Source organism: Sporolactobacillus sp. BBK16-2, from assembly GCF_059878335.1.
The window spans coordinates 2169245-2186840 of sequence record NZ_CM187611.1 but is presented as its reverse complement, the minus strand read 5'-3'; the positions used below and the strand labels follow the sequence as shown (position 1 = coordinate 2186840).

Sequence of the window (17596 nt, the reverse complement as noted above, 5' to 3'; positions counted from 1 at the left end):
CCTATTAAGTTAAACGTTTTGATAGATTTGGAACATAGGTATGATAATCGCAAGGACGATGAAGCCAACGACAACGGCAAGGAATAGGATCACAAGAGGTTCGATGAGCACTTTCATACGCTCGGTCAGCTGTTCTACATCGTCCTCGTAATACTTGGCGACGCTGTTCAGCATTTGATCGAGCATACCGGTTTTTTCGCCGATGGCGGTCATGTGATGAACCATGGAAGGAAAGATCTTTTCTTCCTGAAAAGATTCCGACAATGGCCGACCGAAATCGAGTGCCTGAGCGACATTATGTATCGCCTGCCGAATGGCAAGATTCGATGTGATCTTCTCGATTGAGTGTAATGCATCGATGACAGGGACTGAGCTTGAAAGCAGCAGAGCCAGCATCCACAGCAACCGCGAAAGCTCACCTTTATAGACTATAGTACCTATTAAAGGCAGTTTGATTATAGCATAATCTAGTCTTAATTTACTAGATTTATTTTTAAATGCAGCTATGACAAATATCACCAATCCGACGACTAAAACGAACAACACATACCAATAGGAGCGAAGCCAGTCACTTATTGTCAAAATGACACGTGTGATGAGCGGCAGCTCGGTGTGCAGACTGGCGAACATCGAACGAAACATCGGAATAATCGACGTTAAGAGAAAGAGAACGACGCCAATCGACATCATGAAAACAAACGCAGGGTAAACCATTGCTGTTGACATTTTCTGCTTCGATTTGTGCTGACGTTCATAGTAAGTGGCAAGATGATCCAAACTTTCCTCCAAACGGCCGCTGCCTTCACCGGCACGAATCATATGGATGATCATTGGGCTGAAAATTTTCGATTGATTTTCAAACGCTTGAGAAAGCGTCTGGCCTTCACGCAAATTAGTGGCCATTTCCATGATCACTTGTTTAAAGTATTTGTTCTTCTCTTCCTGGTCAGTCAGAATATCAAGCGCATCGGATACGGTAACACCGGCTTTGATAATCGTCGCAAATTGTCTCAGAAACACAACTTTATCCTGCAGCTTGACGCGCTGACCAACCGACAGTTCTTTGTACCAAATGGAGTCGTTGTGTTCATGAATGGAACGGATCACCAAACCCTGTTTGGCAATTTCAAGCAGAGCATCCTGCCTTGTTGATGCTGTGATGCGTCCTTTTTTTGATTTGCCTTGCGAATTCGAACCGACATAATCAAAGAGCGGCATGTGCTCACCCCCTTAATAGAAATGTTTCCACAGATTCACTTGCGATTTCGCGTCGTGTCAGCATATCTTGAACACAGGAAGCCATCGTTTGCATACCCTGCGCGCGGTTGACCTGAATCACACTCGGAATCTGATAGATTTTCTTTTCACGAATCAAATGACTGATCGCTTTATTATTGATCATTACTTCGGTTGCGACACGCCGCCCGCTATGATCCGGTGTTGGGAACAGACGCTGTGAAACGACAGATACGAGTTCAGCTGCGAGCTGGATACGAATCTGTCCTTGCTGCTCGGCAGGGAAGACGTCAATGATTCGGTCGATTGTGGACACTGCGTCATTTGTATGCAGGGTCGCGAGTACTAGGTGACCGGTTTCTGCCGCTGTCAATGCTGTGCGAATGGTTTCGAGATCACGCATTTCGCCGACTAGAATGACGTCTGGATCTTCACGCAATGCGGAGCGTAACCCAAGAGCAAACGAATGCGTGTCATTACCGATTTCCCGTTGCTGAATGATGCAGCGATCATGTCGGTGTAAATACTCAATCGGATCTTCCAAGGTGATGATGTGACGCCGCATGGTGCGGTTCATATCATCGACAAGCGCGGCCAGCGTTGTTGATTTCCCGCTGCCGGTCGGTCCGGTGACCAAGAACAAACCATGCGGACGTTGACACAGCGAGGTCAGCACTTCAGGAAGCTGTAAGGATGCTAGATTCGGCACTGTCTGCGGGATCACACGGAATGCGAGACTGTAACATGAACGCTGTCTGAACGCATTGACTCTGAAACGAGATAATCTCGGAATGCTGAACGAAAAATCGAGTTCACCATGTTCCTCAAGCTTGTCCATTTGCGGCTTGGATAGGATGGCACGCACCATTTCTTCCGTATCGGCCGGTTTGACATTGGGTTTATCAAGTGCCATTAATTCACCGTTCAGGCGGATGGTCGGCGGAATGCCGACGGAAATATGCAAATCTGAGGCACCGCGTGTGCAGGCGATGGAAAGACATTCCTTTAGAAAATCGATCATGATCCAATACCTCTTCTACTAGAAATTGTTAACTGATAATCTTAAGTAGTTCATCAACTGTGGTAATGCCTCCGGAAACTTTTGCTAGACCATTTTCAAGCATGGACACACCGCCGGAGTCTTTGACAAGGTTTTGAATGTCTTTGAACGAGTGGTGTGTAATCAGCATTTCAGCTGTTTCTTCCGACAATTCAAGAATTTCATGAACCGCCGTTCGGCCTAAATAGCCGGTTTGGTGACAGGATTTGCAGCCGATCCCCTTAGACAGCATCGGGGGACATTCAAGCCCGGCTTTTTCAAACAATCCCTGCTCAATTGCCGTCGGTTTAAAACTATGCGCGCAGTCACGGCAGACACGGCGCACTAACCGCTGGGCAACGACTCCGGTGAGTGCCGCCGCAACAAGAAATGGATCGACGCCCATATCAATCAAACGGTAAATCGTTGTCGGCACATCATTTGTGTGCAAGGTACTCAGGACTAGGTGCCCCGTAAGTGACGCACGTATGGCGATTTCCGCAGTTTCCGAGTCACGAATCTCTCCGACCATGATCACGTTCGGATCCTGCCGCAAGATGGCACGGAGTCCGGCAGCAAAGGTTAGTCCAACCGGTGCGTTTGTTTGAATCTGGTTGATTCCTTCTATTTGGTATTCAACCGGATCCTCAATGGTAATGATGTTCTGCGTTTCGTTGTTCAAATAATTTAGGGCCGCATAGAGTGTTGATGTCTTACCAGAACCTGTTGGCCCAGTGATCAGCATAAGTCCGGTTGGCTTGGTAATCATTTTTGTGAATGATTTCTGCTGCGATTCGGTAAAGCCGACATTAGGAATTTTTAGCAGCAAATCCTTTGTATTTAAGAGCCGAAGCACAATTCGTTCACCGAACAAGGTTGGGAGCGTCGACACGCGCAGATCAAGCCGATCTTTTCCAATTGTCACCTTTACACGACCATCTTGCGGCAGCCTCTTTTCAGTAATATCGAGCTGACTCATGACTTTAATACGCGTGACTAGAACGCTAAGAATCTCTCTTGGAAAAGTCCGATATGTGTGCAGTTCTCCGTCGATACGGAAGCGGACGACAACGCTGAATTCATGAGGATCAATATGAATGTCACTGGCACGTTCCTCGACAGCGCTGAGCAAACATTTATTAATAATTTTTAAAATTGGCGTGTCTTCCGACGTCGTTAGATCGCCTTCATCAACGGGTAGACTATTCATTGATGTCAGAATTTCATTGACGGAATCCTCTTCGTTATAAAGTCGGTTGATTGTACTCGTAATCTCACTCGGGAGTGCAAGCGCAACTTTCACCTGAAATCCGGTCATCATCTGTAGATCATCAATGGCGTAAAAGTTAAGCGGGTTCGACATCGCAACGAAGAGCGTGTTGTCTACTTTTTTATAGCAAATTAATTCATTTTGTCTCGAAAAGGACTGGTCAACGAGATTTACGGTCTGGTGATCGATTACAATATTTGCCAAATGCACTTGTGGGATGCTTAGTTGAATGGAAAGAGCATCGATTAATTGCTGCTCGGAAATATAGCCGCGCTCAATCAGAGCATGGCCTAGTTTTTGCGATGATTCTTTCTGTTCAAGGGTTGAAGCAAGCTGTTCTTGAGTAATCATTCCTGAATCAACGAGCAAGTCGCCTAATCTTCGATGTGTACGCTGCATGTGACTTCCTCCTGATATTGATCAATTTCATCAAAAAACGACACTTTCATTCTATCAGAAAACCAATTAGAATAGACATAGAGACAGATGCGAAAGGACTGCGACTGATGAACCGAAAACAAGACGGCATGACATTGATTGAAGTCATCGCGGCAATCACTTTACTGAGTATTGTCATTCTATCCTTTGCCTATGTCTTTATTCAAGCCCAGCAGGTGACCACCGGCAACGGCAGCAAGCTGACCGCGTTGCAACTGGCACAGAAAAAATTATCAGATATATTGGATGGCAGCAGTCTTCCGGCAGATCCGGGTTCTTCACAATCATCGCCGACAGCTGTGCCAAGCAATACAAAATATACAATTCATAGTTTGAGCAGCACAGTCGGCAACGCAACGTATGAAACCTATGTCTATGTATTAAATAAAGATAGCGACGAAAACCAGCCGATTGTTGTCAGAACGTACTACAACAATACGAACTATGTAGAACTTTACAACTATTATACGACATCCAGCAATTGAGAGGTACAGGAAGATGATACATAATTCGAGAGGTGTGACGCTGGTTGAGATGCTTGCGGTGATCGTTATCGCAACGATTTGTTTTACATTAATCTTCAGCATCTGGCTCTCCGGAGAAAAATCAGCTCAGAATACAATGACACAAAATGATCTCCAGGCGGACGCACATCTCGTACAGGCAAGAATCACGAGAGCATTTTATGATCAAACAGATAAACCTTTTTCGCTCGCGCTTAACGATGGAAAAGTTGAGCTTACTTATGATAGCGATACTTCACAGCATGAAGTGATTTCTGATCCAGATTTGTTTTATAGCAAAAACGGATCCGGAGATACGACTTCTGAACCGGTAAAAAATGGATCAAGCCTTGAGGTCGATTTTGATATTGCGGTACGGACATCTTCAGGAGCGAGTAGCGATGGACCAAATTTCCATCTGAACACAACATTAAATTACCCATGGGATGAGGGGAGCAGCAGCCAATGATTCGAAACAAACAATTATTGAAAAAAAAGGAACAAGGCTATGCGCTCATCATCGTTTTGCTCGTGATCACTGTATTCTCTATTCTCGGTCTCACCGTCATATCAGTATCCTTTAACAATACAAAGCAATTCAGCAAAGAAACCACACAAACCCAGGCACTGAACATCGCTGAGATGGGATTGAAGGCTTACAATAAAGAACTTGGAACGAAGATTGCAACTGTTTCTGGAGTTACAGAGTCTAATTTCAAACAAAAATTGAATGACGATGTATTACCTGAACCGCTTAATTCAAGTTCAGATTCGTCATTGAATTCAATGCAAGGAAACCCAAGCTATACAGTAACACATGGAGAAGTCGGTGATCCAATAGATAATAAAATTACTGTCACCATAACCAGCCAAGGAAATTCTAGTGGAGATACTCAGACGATTACACAATCAAAAACTTTTGAATATCAGGGTGGTTCATCTGACGAGAACGGCGAGGGTAATTCAAATGATGATAATGTATTGAATTTGCCATATATGGATGGAGCATTAATTATGGGAAGTAGTGATTATCAACAAATAACCAATCCAACGTATGGAAGTAAATTTAATATCTATATATCACCATACACTGATCAGAGATGCGTTGGATGGAAATATAAAACGGAAATTAATGATTTTGATTCCAAATTAAACCAAATTGAATCATCGTTTGAAAAAAATACAAATTACAGCAATGATATTGCTCAACTACCGACTCAGATTCCAACAATTTCTTTAGATGTACCAAGTAGCCCACAAAGTTGGACTATCACTAATGCTGTTTCAAGCAGTACTTATCAAACCAGTCAAGATAAATCCTTGATTAAAAAGGGCTCTACCTATACAGATAATGTTCAATTTACTAATAGTATTAATGTTGATGACTCTAATGGAGTATCTTTTGAGCATAGTGTGGCGGTCAATGGTGATATGAATGTCTCGAAAAGCACCGTGATTAAAGGTGATTTATACGTAAAAGGGAAATTGAACTTAGACGCGCCTCTTACAGTTATGGGAAATGTTTATGTTCAAAATGATTTTCAAATCAATAGTACTAATGCAGTTGCCAATATAAGTCAGAATGTTTATGTTGGTCAGACGTTTAATCTTAATGCAAAAGCTACTATTGGCGGTAGTGTGTATGTAAAGAATACCTTTAGAGTAAATGGTACAAATGCTGATACTGATATTACGGGAAGTGTATATGCAGGAGACGGAGTAGACTTAAGTGCAAAAACAACGATACATAGATCCATGTATACAAGTGGATCGTTGACTGTCAAATCACAAGCACCTACAGAAATATTTGGTGAACTTTATACAGGGGGAGTGATAGATCTAAGCAAAACTACAACAGTCCATCAAAAAGTATACTCAGTAAAGTCCATAACTGTAAAATCTGGTGCGATTACAGACTTTCAATCGGATGTTTACTCAGGTGGGGAAATAACGCTTAGCGACAAAACAAATATGCATGGAAATGTTTATTCAGCAGGAAAAATGACAATAAATTCGGGAGCTGTAACAACCAATATTGGTGGGGACTTTTATACGGGCAGCGAGTTAATTATTAATAAAAATACAACTTTTGGTGGCAATGTTTATTCAACCAATTCTATGACTTTGAATAGTGGTGCGATAACTAGTGTAGCAGGCAATCTTTATGTTGGTGGAGCATTGACGGTTAACGACACCTTAACTCTTCCGAAAATTACTAATGCTTCTGATGGGCCAGAACAGAATGCAAATCCTGGGAATGTGTATGTAAAAGGTAATGTTACAGTAAACAGTGCAGGAAAGGTTGATTTTAATGGGTATTTTTTTGATGCAGGTGACTTAACCTTTTCAAATTCCAGTGGCAAACCGGCTTCTCACTTTGCTGGTACTGTCTATATAAAAGGAACTGCTGATGTAAAACAGGACCCAGCATCGAACCCAAATTCACTGAATTTTGATCAAGGCTTAGTCGTTAATAATAAAGCTAACCTTTTAACGAATAGCAATGGGATTATTCGCATAGGTTATCAACAAAATAACGATGGTAATAGCGACAATTCTGGAGAAGATTCTGGAGGTTCTGGACAATTACCTATAGTGTTAATTAATACTGAAACAAAATACAATTAATTAGATAATGAGGTTGACACTTTCAACTTTACTGATGCAAATTGCAAATTGTTTCAATATAAACTATGCCCCCGAGCCATCGTTCCTCGGGGGCATATGTATTTTCTTTTGTGTTTATTTCGCAATCTTCTCTAGGTTTCCGTTCTCGTCCATCTTGAAGGCGGGTGCGGAGCTGTCGGTTTGATCTTGGAAAGCGACCATGCGGCGCGCGCGGTCCATGATGCCGATGAGGGCTTGGTAGTCATCTTCAACGCTTTGCTGCCGCTTGGTGAGTGTGACGACTTCTTGTTCAAGCTCTTTCACGCGTGTCTGCAGCTTGCTGTTTTCTTCCTTGAGATGTGTGTTCTCTTGGTCAAGCCGGTCGCTGGTTGCACTGCCTTTTTGCATACTCTGCAAGTAGTGGATGACATCGGTCATGCTGAATGTCTGCTTTGCGGCGGGAGCTTCTACTGTAACGTTTTGCTCGGGCTGTGCAGGCTGCGTCGCATAGGTGAGTTCGGAAGGATCCGGGAGTGAAGCAGTTTCCATCACAGGGAATGCGGTAGCAGCCACGGGACGTATGATCCGTCCGTGCTGCTCGGCACGTTTCTTCTGCTTGCGCTGTTTCTTGGCGATTTCAATTGCCTGTTCATATTTTCTACGGACAATCGCGTTCCAGCGGAATCCACACGCCGCTCCTGTCCGATTCAGCCGGTCGCCCACCTCTTCAAAGGCATCAAGCTGTGTACTTCCTTCTCTGATATGGCGCAGGACGGTTTCTGCGAGCAGAAGATCGTCTTCGTGCGACCATGCATCTTGTCTCACTTTTGTCATGGTATATGCTCCTTCTTGCATTCTTGTTGATTTGTAAAAAGGATTGACAACTTGCGAGACTTTTATACACGATCGCCATTTTATGGTAAAGATACCAATTGACTGAAGTTGCTCACTGTTTCTCTTGATCTCGCTCGGCGAAGTAGTCGAGCCGTTTCTGTACGGTCCGCTCGTAGCCTCGCGGTGACGGATGATAGAAGACTTTATCGCGCAGTGACTCGGGCAGATAATTCTGCGTGACATAGCCGCCTTCAAAGTCATGGGGATAGAGATAGTCTTTCCCGTGACCGAGCTTGGCGGCTCCTTTATAATGGGCGTCACGCAGATGAATTGGTACTTCGCCGGTTTTCTCGTTTTTAACCGTATTGAGTGCTTGGTCGATACCGACGACCGCAGCGTTGCTTTTCGGCGCGGTAGCAACGTAGAGTGCCGCTTCGGCGAGCGGAATGCGCGCTTCCGGCAAGCCAATGAAAGTTACGGCGGTAACCGCAGCATTGGCGACAAGAATAGCATTGGGATCAGCGAGGCCGACGTCTTCGGCCGCATGAATGAAAATACGCCGAGCAATGAATTTCGGATCTTCACCTGCAGCGATCATTTTCGCCAGCCAGTAAAGGGTAGCGTTCGGATCGGAGCCGCGCATGCTTTTGATGAATGCAGAGACCGTGTCATAATGGTTGTCGCCGTTCTTGTCATACTGCAGCACTTTTTCCTGAATGGATTCCTCAGCGACGCCGCGGTCGATGTGAATGACACCGCTCTTATCAGGATCGGTTGTCAGTGCGGCGAGCTCCAAAGCATGCAGGGCCGTGCGGCTGTCACCACTTGCAACGCGGACGAGATGATCAAGTGCGTCAGCATCAAGCTTTATGTTCACTTCGCCGTACCCGCGCTGCTTATCTTGTAAAGCATTCTTGATAATTGTTCGAATCGCATCATCAGACAAAGGTTCGAATCGAAATAGCCGCGACCGTGATAAAAGCGCGGCGTTGATCTCAAACATCGGACTCTCAGTTGTTGCGCCGATCAAGATGATGGTTCCTTTTTCAACAGAAGGCAGGAGCGCATCCTGTTGTCCTTTATTAAAACGATGGATTTCATCAATAAAAAGTATGGTTCTTTGCTGATCAAATTTAAGTCGCTCTTCGGCGGCAGCGATTATTTTCCGCAAATCGCCGACACCGGAAGTCACGGCGTTCAGTTGTTCATAATACGCCGATGTAGTACGGGCAATGATGTGAGCAAGCGTCGTTTTTCCTGTTCCCGGAGGGCCAAAGAAAATCATCGGTGTCAGCTTGTCCGCCTGAATGGCACGACGGAGCAATCGTCCTTTGCCGACAATCTGTTCTTGCCCGACAAACTCATCTAATGTCTGCGGACGCATGCGGTCGGCAAGCGGTCTTCCGTTTAAATTGGATTGGTCATCGGTTGGAAAATCAAAAAGATCCATCCCGATCATCCTCTCGTTTATAAGTATTTGCATGAATCGTTCTCGATTACGTGCAACGTCAATCATTTTCGTCTATAATGATTGAAGGTCTGAACTTAGTTTACCATAGATCGGTGCCTATGTTCGCATGGAGTCATTCACCAAAATGCGATATAGCATGCAGAGGCAGGCACGGACAGGCAGACTTTGTTTTTTGAAATCGTGGGAACAAATGATTGACTATAAATGTACTAGAATACTCAGTTGTTTTAGGATGAATGAAGAGGTGTGAACGTTATGAAAATCTCAACGAAAGGCCGCTATGGTCTAACGATTATGATGGCGCTTGCGAAAAATAAAGGTCGCGGCCCGCTCTCCTTAAAAGCGATCGCTAATGAACACGATCTGTCGGAACATTATTTGGAACAGCTGATTGCCCCGCTTCGCAATGCCGGACTGGTCAGCAGTATTCGCGGCGCGTATGGCGGCTATGTTCTGTCGAAGACGCCGAGTGAAATCACGGCGGCAGATGTGATCCGCGTCTTGGAGGGACCGATTCAGCCGGTCGAAGTCATGGATGATGACGATCCAGCAAAGCGTGAGCTTTGGGTGAAGATCCGTGATGCGGTCCGCGATGTCCTTCAAGGGACAACACTGGACGATTTGATTCATTATGATTCTGATCCGCAGGTCCAAGACCCGGATATGTTCTATATTTAAAGGATTAATGGGTACAACTTAATTAATCCGACCTGAACTTGGTTTCAGGATATTAAAAGGAGTGTTTAGGGTGGATCCGATTTATCTTGATCATGCCGCGACGACGCCTATTGATCCGGAAGTTTTGCAGATCATGGTGGACATATACCAAAATGTAGTGGGCAATCCGTCGAGCATCCACTCGTTCGGAAGACAGGCGCGCAAGATCGTTGACGATTCCCGTCATGAGATTGCGAAGTACATTGGCGCGCGCAGTCGAGAAATTGTGTTTACAAGCGGCGGTACCGAAGGCGATAATATTGCTATTCTCGGTACGGCGCTTGCCAATAGTCATAAAGGGAAACATATCATTACAACGAAAATTGAACATCACGGCGTACTCAAAACATGCGCTTATTTGGAAAGTCAGGGATTTGAGGTCGACTATTTGGATGTCGACCGAACGGGAAGGATTTCCTTCGACGATTTGAAAAGTAAGTTAAGAGACGACACGATTCTTGTGACCATCATGTTCGGCAATAATGAAGTGGGAACGATTCAGCCGATACGGGAAATCGCCCATCTCTTAGCCAATCATCAGGCTTATTTTCATACTGATGTCGTGCAGGCGTTCGGCACCGCTGATATGGATGTCAAGGATACACCGATTGATCTGCTCTCAATGGCGGGCCACAAGATCGGCGGCCCCAAAGGAATCGGCTTCATTTATGTACGCGACGGGCTTTCGCTTCAAGCCTACACACATGGCGGCGATCAGGAGCGCAAGCGCCGGGCAGGTACGGAAAATGTGCCGGCAATCGCCGGCCTTGCACGTGCGGTTGAAAAAGTTGGCGAACATCTCCATGAGCGAATTCAGGAGAGTCTGCGCGCTCGTCAGATCATTCTTGAGACACTTGACGCGGAACAAGTCGATTATAAAGTCAACGGCAATTCAGAACATTTTCTGCCCCAGGTCTTAAACCTCTATTTTCCAGGCACACGTGTGGAGACGTTATTGACGAAACTTGATTTAGCCGGTGTCGCCGTGTCAAGCGGATCTGCTTGTACGGCGGGCTCTGTTGAACCGTCGCATGTGTTGACGGCGATGTTTGGAAAAGATGCTCCGGAGACGGGAAGCTCAATCCGTATTAGTTTCGGTGAAGGCATGCAGGAAGAGAGGCTTCGGGAAGCGGGGAAGATTATCGCGGCATCAGTCCGCGATCTCGTAAGCCTAGGAAAGGCGAGTGAATTAAAGTGACGAAGAAATCCCCCAGTCAGACCAGAGTGGTTGTCGGTATGTCCGGAGGCGTGGATTCAACCGTTGCCGCATTGCTGCTGAAGCAGCAGGGCTATGATGTGGTTGGCATTTTTATGAAAAATTGGGACGATACCGATGAAAACGGAGTCTGCACGGCTACCGAAGATTACGAGGATGTTGTTCGTGTCTCCAATCAAATCGGCATTCCGTATTATGCGGTGAATTTTGAAAAACAGTACTGGGATCGCGTGTTTACGTACTTCCTGGATGAATATAAATTAGGTCGCACGCCGAATCCGGATGTTATGTGTAATAAAGAGATCAAATTCAAAGCATTCCTTGATCATGCCATGGCACTCGGAGCGGATTATGTGGCGACCGGGCACTATGCGCGCGTTGAAGAACGCGACGGAAAAACAGCGATGATTCGTGCTCAGGATCAGAATAAGGATCAGACTTATTTTCTGAATCAACTGTCTCAGGAACAGATTTCAAAGGTAATGTTCCCACTTGGCGATCTGGAAAAGCCGGAAGTCCGCGAAATTGCGCGTGAGCACCATTTGGCAACGGCCGAGAAAAAGGACAGCACGGGCATCTGTTTTATTGGTGAACGGAATTTCAAGCAGTTCTTAAGCAATTATCTTCCTGCTAACCGCGGTGAGATTCGAACAATTGACGGTGAGTTAAAAGGTTACCATGACGGATTAATGTACTATACCAACGGTCAGCGTCAAGGACTCGGCATTGGCGGGCCGGGCGGACCATGGTTTGTGTGCGGCAAGGATTTGAAAAAAAATATCCTGTATGTGGCACCGGGTGCTGATCATCCTGCCCTTTACTCGCAGGGCTTGATTGCCGACCATGTGAATTGGATCTCAGGCAGTCCCGAGGAGCGTGTATTCCACTGCACGGCCAAGTTCCGTTATCGTCAAAAGGATCGTCCGGTCACGGTACATGTGCTTGACGACGGTCGGATCGAAGTTGTTTTTGACGAGCTTGAGTGGGCCGTAACACCGGGGCAGTCCGTTGTTCTTTATGACTTTGACGAATGTCTCGGTGGAGGAACGATTGCAACGATTTTGAACCAAGGAACAGATACAGCACTTGATTTTACGGACTCGGCTTCGCTTTGAAGCCCGAGTCTTTTTCCTCTTATTATGGTGGTGAATGATATGGCAGATACAATGGAACAGGTGCAGCACTTAATTGCTGCAAGAAAATATGAACAAGCAGCAAAGGCACTTGATGAGGCAATCTCTGCACATCCGGATGATCCGACAGGGTATACGAATTTCGGCAACCTGTTGATTGCGATGGGCGACAGCGGACGCGCAATCAACTTTTTTAAAAAAGCATTGTCTTTGGACGCATCTAATGGGCCTGCCGCCTTTGGCTGTGGAAATGCCTTGTTTGAACTTGGAAACTATCAGGAAGCGATGACTTGCTATTCGGATGCGCAGCAAGCAGGAATTAATGACAGTGATCTTTTCTATATGATCGGACGTTCTGCGCTTGAATTAGGGCATAGCGGTCAGGCGCTCGCTGCTTTTCAGCGTGCTGTTGAATTGAACGGCGCCGATGTTGAGGCTCGTTTTCAATACGCGCTTACGTTGGCGAAGCTAGGCGATTTGGATCATGCTGAAAAACAATTTTTAACCGTCGTTGACGCTAATTCGTCACATGCGGATGCTTATTATAATCTTGGTGTGATTGCGGCGTTCAGAGATCAGACAGAAAGCGCGCGCCAATCATTCGAACGGGCGCTGGAGCTGAATCCTCATCATATTCTTGCTTCAAACGCGTTGAAAACCCTAGACAAGAAACGGTAAAAATGGAGAGAAAGGACGACGGGAACGATGGAACAAAGCACGATGGATCTCTTTCCAGATCACGAGACCTCAGTTAAAGGCGAACCAGTTCGTATTGTTTTCCAAAACAGTGAGAACGGCTACACAGTGATGATTGTCAAAATTGATGAAACGAATGAGCCCATCAATGAAAAAGAGATTACGATGGTTGGTTTCTTTCCCGCCGTCCACCTCTATGAAACCTATCAATTTGCTGGAAAGCTGAAAACGCATCCGCGCTACGGGCAGCAGTACGAAGTAGAAAATTACCGCAAACTGCTGCCTAAATCCAAGTCGGGTGTGATCAGCTACCTCTCTGGTGATCTATTCCCCGGCATTGGCAAGAAGACTGCGGAAGCGATTGTCGGCGAGCTCGGGGAGAATGCCATTTCCGAGATTCTTAATGATCCTTCCTGTCTCAGTCGTGTACCGAAGCTTGATGAAGAGAAAAGTACGATGATTACAGATACTTTATTGAAGAATGAAGGCTTGGAAAAAATATTGATCGGTCTGTCGGATCTGGGTTTCGGTTCGCAGCTGGCAATGAAAATCTATCAGGCATATGGTAATGAAAGTTTAGAAGTAATTCAGGACAATCCGTATCAGCTGATTCAAGATATCGAGGGCATTGGTTTTCAGCGTGCCGACGAGCTTGCCGCCGGGCTCGGCATATCGGGTAATCACCCTGATCGTATTCAGGCCGCATATTTGTATTGGTTGAATGAGCGGGCAATGAACGATGGTCATGTGTTCATGCCTGAGGAAGAAACGATTGCTGAGGTACATAAATTATTGACTTCAACAGAAGAGATCAGCGAGGATGACTTGACTCGGGAGCTGGATACGCTTGAAGAGGATGGAAAATTGGTGCGTGACGGTGACCATCTCTATTTACCACAGTTGTTTTTTGCGGAAAAGGGGATTGTCACGGGCATTCAGAAGCTGATTGAACAAGAGGCTGATGATGAATACTCGGAGAGCGAGTTTCTCGAGGCGCTTGGAAAAGTGGAGGACAAGCTGACGATGCAGTATGCGGAGAGTCAGCAGGTCGCCATTCGTGAAGCAATCAAATCCTCGATCATGATTTTGACAGGCGGGCCGGGTACCGGAAAGACGACGGTCATTCGAGGTATTGTTGAGGTTTACGCAGAGCTGAACAGCTATTCGCTTGACCCAAAGGATTATGATGAAGATCATCCGTATCCGATTCTGCTGGTGGCTCCGACCGGGCGAGCGGCGAAGCGGATGAAGGAATCGACCGGTCTTCCTGCCGTAACGATTCATCGCTTGCTTGGATGGAACGGCGGTGCGGGCTACGCGCATGATGAGGATAATCCGATTGAGGGCAAGCTGCTTATTGTAGATGAAATGTCGATGGTTGATATCTGGCTCGCCAATCAGCTGCTGAAGTCATTGCCGGAAGAAATGAAAATGGTGATTGTCGGTGATGAAGACCAACTGCCGTCGGTCGGACCCGGCCAAGTGCTGAGCGATTTGATCCAGTCCGAAGCAATCCCGGTGATCCGTCTGACCGATATTTTTCGGCAGGCACAAGGTTCGTCGATTATTGAACTTGCACACGAAATTAAGGAAGGAAAGCTCTCGGACGTAACGGATCCGAAAAACGATCGTCGATTCTTCAAGTGCCACCAGAATCAGGTTGTCGATCTTATCTGCAAAGTCTCGGCAGGCGCGGAAAAGAAGGGCTATCATCCGAAGGACATCCAGGTGCTCGCACCGATTTATCGTGGCAATGCCGGAATTGAGCGGATCAACGTGGCGCTTCAGGAACTTTTCAATCCTGCGGATGAACAGAAACGCGAGCTCACCTATGGTGATCACTTGTTTCGCGTCCATGATAAGGTGCTTCAACTAGTGAATAATCCCGATGAACAGGTCTTTAATGGTGACATTGGCGAAATTTCTGCTATTTTTAAAGCAAAAGAAACAACGGACAAGGAAGATACCGTCATCGTGACGTTTGATTCAATCGAGGTCAAATATCTGAAGCATGATTTGAATCAGCTGACTCTGGCGTATTGCTGTTCGATTCATAAAGCGCAAGGCAGTGAATTCCCAATCGTGATTTTGCCGATCGTCAAGGGCTACCATCGGATGTTGAAGCGTAATCTGATTTATACTGCTGTGACGCGAAGCAAGGACTCACTCGTTTTGTGCGGCGACGAACAGGCGTTTAACCAAGCAGTCAGCCGCAATGATGTCGACCGGCGCAATTCCAGCTTGGCGGAGAAAATACGCGAACGGCTTCATCTCATTTCGGATCCGGCAGAGGATCCGGAAACGACTAATGATGATAAAGTAGAAAAGTAAGAAAATGCATGTGCGTAAAAATATGAAACACAGCCGATTGGATTTTTGATCGGCTGTGTTTTTTCTAAGTACGATGATATGGTCATAAGATTTGGTTTGGCGCGATCAGGTAAGCGCCTAATCTGAGAAATAGACGGAAAAATTACCCTTATCGAATCGAAAAACATGAAAATGGAGGGCTTTGCTTTGCATAAGCGGAGAAATTACCCTTATTTACCGGCGAAATTAGCTCCACGGTGCATATAAGCGGAAAATTTCCGCTTATTTTGCTCGATACTTAATGAAGGACCAAATGATTAACTTTTAGTATATTGGCTTTAAGTTTTCCATAGTTCGCTGTCACTTTTCTCAAATTAGCTTTAACCTCCGTAGTTCACTTTCATTTTTGATACATTGGCTTTAAGTTTTCCACAGTTCGCTGTCACTTTTCTCAAATTAGTTTTAACGTTTCTGCTTCACATTTTTCACATTAGGTATACTTTTTTGGAAAAGTGGGCATTGATGCGAGTAGCACTGGCAGAGCAGTTGCTCCGCTGAATTTTGAGGTGAAAACAAATGAAATGTCCGAATTGTTCAAGTAAGAACATTGGAAAAATTGGCGTCAACCAATATTATTGCTGGGATTGCTTTATTGAATTGACCCTTGAAGATGGTAAATTATCGCTGAGCCAGGTGGAAGAAGATGGAAGTTTAACCGGATTGGATGACTTGTTTCAGTCTTCGGATCTTGAGGCGAAGGCAAACGGATTCTGATGATCCGCTCATTAGGGATTCCCAAAAAGCATCATGTTTTGTCTGTAATTGGGCAATGCTAGGCTTGGAGGGATCATGATGCGGAAATGGACTGCTTTGCAGTGGATGAAGGGCTTATCAATTGCGTTGCTGCTTTTTTTGAATGGTTATTTATTTTACAGGCTGCTGCCGCTCATTGGTACGGTGGCGCATTTTCTGCTGCATGTAGCTGTTCCGTTCTTTGCTGCAGCAATTATTGCCTATTTGCTTCATCCGCTCGTCGGCCGTGTTCAGCGGATGGGACTTCCGCGAACAGTCGCAATCCTTGCCATTTATGCGATCTTTTTTGGAGTGGTTGGCTTAACAATTTACAAAGGCGGACCGGTTTTGCTGCATGAACTCAGAGGTCTTGATGATGACATTTCAAACTACGAAAAGTTGTATCAAACGAATCTGGATCATGTATATGGATCAACGCCTGAAGCAGTGCATGATCAGGTGAATGAGGCTCTGTCGCGAATACGAAGCAGTCTGACGCATACCGGAGAGCGGATTATGGATTGGTGTTCAGGTGTTGTTCAGTCTTTCTTCACCCTTTTAATCATTCCGTTTCTCTCTTTCTATATTTTAAAAGACGCGGGATCGATCAAAAAGCATGCATTGCTGCTTGTACCGCGTAAATGGCGACGGCAAACCGCGGAAATATGCGGAGAAATGGATCAATCAATCGGCAAGTATATACGAGGACAGCTGACCGTATGTGCGATTTTGGCGGTGATGGCGACGATCGGATTGTGGATTCTTAAGGTTCCGTATCCGATTGTGTTCGGATTGTTTATCGGTTCGACGGATCTGATTCCCTATTTCGGACCGTTTATCGGTGCTGCTCCGGCCGTTCTTGTCGCCGCAACGAAGTCCTTTTATTCGATGGCAGGCGTCGTACTGATGATCATTTTGATTCAGTTTCTTGAGGGAAGTGTCATTGAGCCGCTTGTTGTTGGCAAGAGCGCGGAGATTCATCCACTCTACATTATGCTTGCAGTCGGGGTCGGCGGTGAGCTTGCAGGAATTGTTGGCATGCTCCTTGCCATTCCTTGTTTTATCATTATCCGTACCTGCCTGCGCCACGTGAACGAACGGTTCCGAATCATTGACAAATAAGGGCAGACTCATCTATAATTACGGCAGAATAGTGAAACCGAGACGAAAAGAATAGCGACAGCGCAAGCAGCCAAATGACCGGTCGAATCTTGCGGGAACGGCTTTTCCGCAGTTTAACCGCGGCTGCGGCAGTTCACTTGGGCAATCGCCCGGCGGATTGTTGTACCGAGTGCTGTGATACATATGCCGCGGAGTTTCTTTTCATTTTGCGG

At 45.8% G+C, this 17596-nt stretch carries 15 protein-coding genes; 10 read left to right on the top strand and 5 right to left on the bottom strand.

Annotated features, from left to right (window positions below):
- Window positions 1-9: 9 nt before the first annotated feature.
- Genes AC6F33_RS10995 through AC6F33_RS10985 form a run of 3 tightly spaced genes read right to left on the bottom strand, consistent with a single transcriptional unit; the run spans window position 10 to window position 3944 of the window.
- Window positions 10-1218: a type II secretion system F family protein gene (locus AC6F33_RS10995; RefSeq protein ID WP_500777100.1), complete on the bottom strand. Its 1209-nt coding sequence runs from the start codon at window positions 1216-1218 to the stop codon at window positions 10-12.
- Window positions 1219-1222: 4 nt separating this feature from the next.
- Window positions 1223-2257 carry a type IV pilus twitching motility protein PilT gene (locus AC6F33_RS10990; RefSeq protein WP_255745518.1) on the bottom strand — a complete coding sequence of 345 codons (1035 nt, stop codon included), beginning with the start codon at window positions 2255-2257 and terminating at the stop codon, window positions 1223-1225.
- A gap of 28 nt (window positions 2258-2285) precedes the next feature.
- Window positions 2286-3944, bottom strand: coding sequence for a GspE/PulE family protein (locus tag AC6F33_RS10985; protein ID WP_500777099.1), 1659 nt, complete (start codon window positions 3942-3944; stop codon window positions 2286-2288).
- Between the two features lie 107 nt (window positions 3945-4051).
- Between AC6F33_RS10985 and AC6F33_RS10980 the strand changes: the two genes are divergently transcribed.
- From AC6F33_RS10980 to AC6F33_RS10970, 3 genes are read left to right on the top strand one after another with little or no spacing between them, the layout of a single operon-like run.
- Window positions 4052-4468 (top strand): type IV pilus modification PilV family protein, encoded by a 417-nt coding sequence (locus AC6F33_RS10980; protein ID WP_500777098.1) that lies wholly within the window; start codon window positions 4052-4054, stop codon window positions 4466-4468.
- Window positions 4469-4481: 13 nt separating this feature from the next.
- A complete protein-coding gene (locus AC6F33_RS10975; protein WP_500777097.1) occupies window positions 4482-4955 on the top strand; it encodes a type II secretion system protein in 474 nt (157 codons plus the stop codon).
- Entirely contained in the window at window positions 4952-7114 is a 2163-nt protein-coding gene (locus tag AC6F33_RS10970; protein WP_500777096.1) for a type IV pilus modification PilV family protein, read from the top strand. The genes AC6F33_RS10975 and AC6F33_RS10970 overlap by 4 nt, the downstream gene beginning before the upstream one ends.
- 114 nt (window positions 7115-7228) lie before the next feature.
- Here the strand turns inward: AC6F33_RS10970 and AC6F33_RS10965 are convergent, their stop codons facing one another.
- Window positions 7229-7927 carry an RsfA family transcriptional regulator gene (locus AC6F33_RS10965; protein WP_480948369.1) on the bottom strand — a complete coding sequence of 233 codons (699 nt, stop codon included), beginning with the start codon at window positions 7925-7927 and terminating at the stop codon, window positions 7229-7231.
- 112 nt (window positions 7928-8039) lie between these two features.
- A complete protein-coding gene (locus AC6F33_RS10960; protein ID WP_480948368.1) occupies window positions 8040-9377 on the bottom strand; it encodes a replication-associated recombination protein A in 1338 nt (445 codons plus the stop codon).
- A gap of 276 nt (window positions 9378-9653) precedes the next feature.
- Between AC6F33_RS10960 and cymR the strand changes: the two genes are divergently transcribed.
- The 7 genes from cymR (at window position 9654) to AC6F33_RS10925 (ending at window position 17384) form a co-directional block, all read left to right on the top strand.
- Window positions 9654-10076, top strand: a complete 423-nt coding sequence (gene cymR, locus AC6F33_RS10955; RefSeq protein ID WP_255745505.1) for a cysteine metabolism transcriptional regulator CymR — start codon at window positions 9654-9656, stop codon at window positions 10074-10076.
- 70 nt (window positions 10077-10146) lie between these two features.
- Entirely contained in the window at window positions 10147-11313 is a 1167-nt protein-coding gene (locus AC6F33_RS10950; RefSeq protein ID WP_500777095.1) for a cysteine desulfurase family protein, read from the top strand.
- Window positions 11310-12446, top strand: coding sequence for a tRNA 2-thiouridine(34) synthase MnmA (mnmA, locus tag AC6F33_RS10945; protein WP_255745502.1), 1137 nt, complete (start codon window positions 11310-11312; stop codon window positions 12444-12446). The genes AC6F33_RS10950 and mnmA overlap by 4 nt, the downstream gene beginning before the upstream one ends.
- A gap of 39 nt (window positions 12447-12485) precedes the next feature.
- Window positions 12486-13142 carry a tetratricopeptide repeat protein gene (locus tag AC6F33_RS10940; RefSeq protein WP_500777094.1) on the top strand — a complete coding sequence of 219 codons (657 nt, stop codon included), beginning with the start codon at window positions 12486-12488 and terminating at the stop codon, window positions 13140-13142.
- A gap of 27 nt (window positions 13143-13169) precedes the next feature.
- The gene (gene recD2, locus AC6F33_RS10935) at window positions 13170-15491 is read left to right on the top strand and encodes an SF1B family DNA helicase RecD2 (RefSeq protein WP_500777093.1); all 2322 of its coding nucleotides are present in this window, start codon (window positions 13170-13172) and stop codon (window positions 15489-15491) included.
- A gap of 555 nt (window positions 15492-16046) precedes the next feature.
- Window positions 16047-16244 carry a YrzR-like zinc ribbon domain gene (locus AC6F33_RS10930; RefSeq protein WP_255745496.1) on the top strand — a complete coding sequence of 66 codons (198 nt, stop codon included), beginning with the start codon at window positions 16047-16049 and terminating at the stop codon, window positions 16242-16244.
- A gap of 75 nt (window positions 16245-16319) precedes the next feature.
- Window positions 16320-17384 carry an AI-2E family transporter gene (locus tag AC6F33_RS10925; RefSeq protein WP_500777092.1) on the top strand — a complete coding sequence of 355 codons (1065 nt, stop codon included), beginning with the start codon at window positions 16320-16322 and terminating at the stop codon, window positions 17382-17384.
- The last annotated feature ends 212 nt before the right edge of the window (window positions 17385-17596 follow it).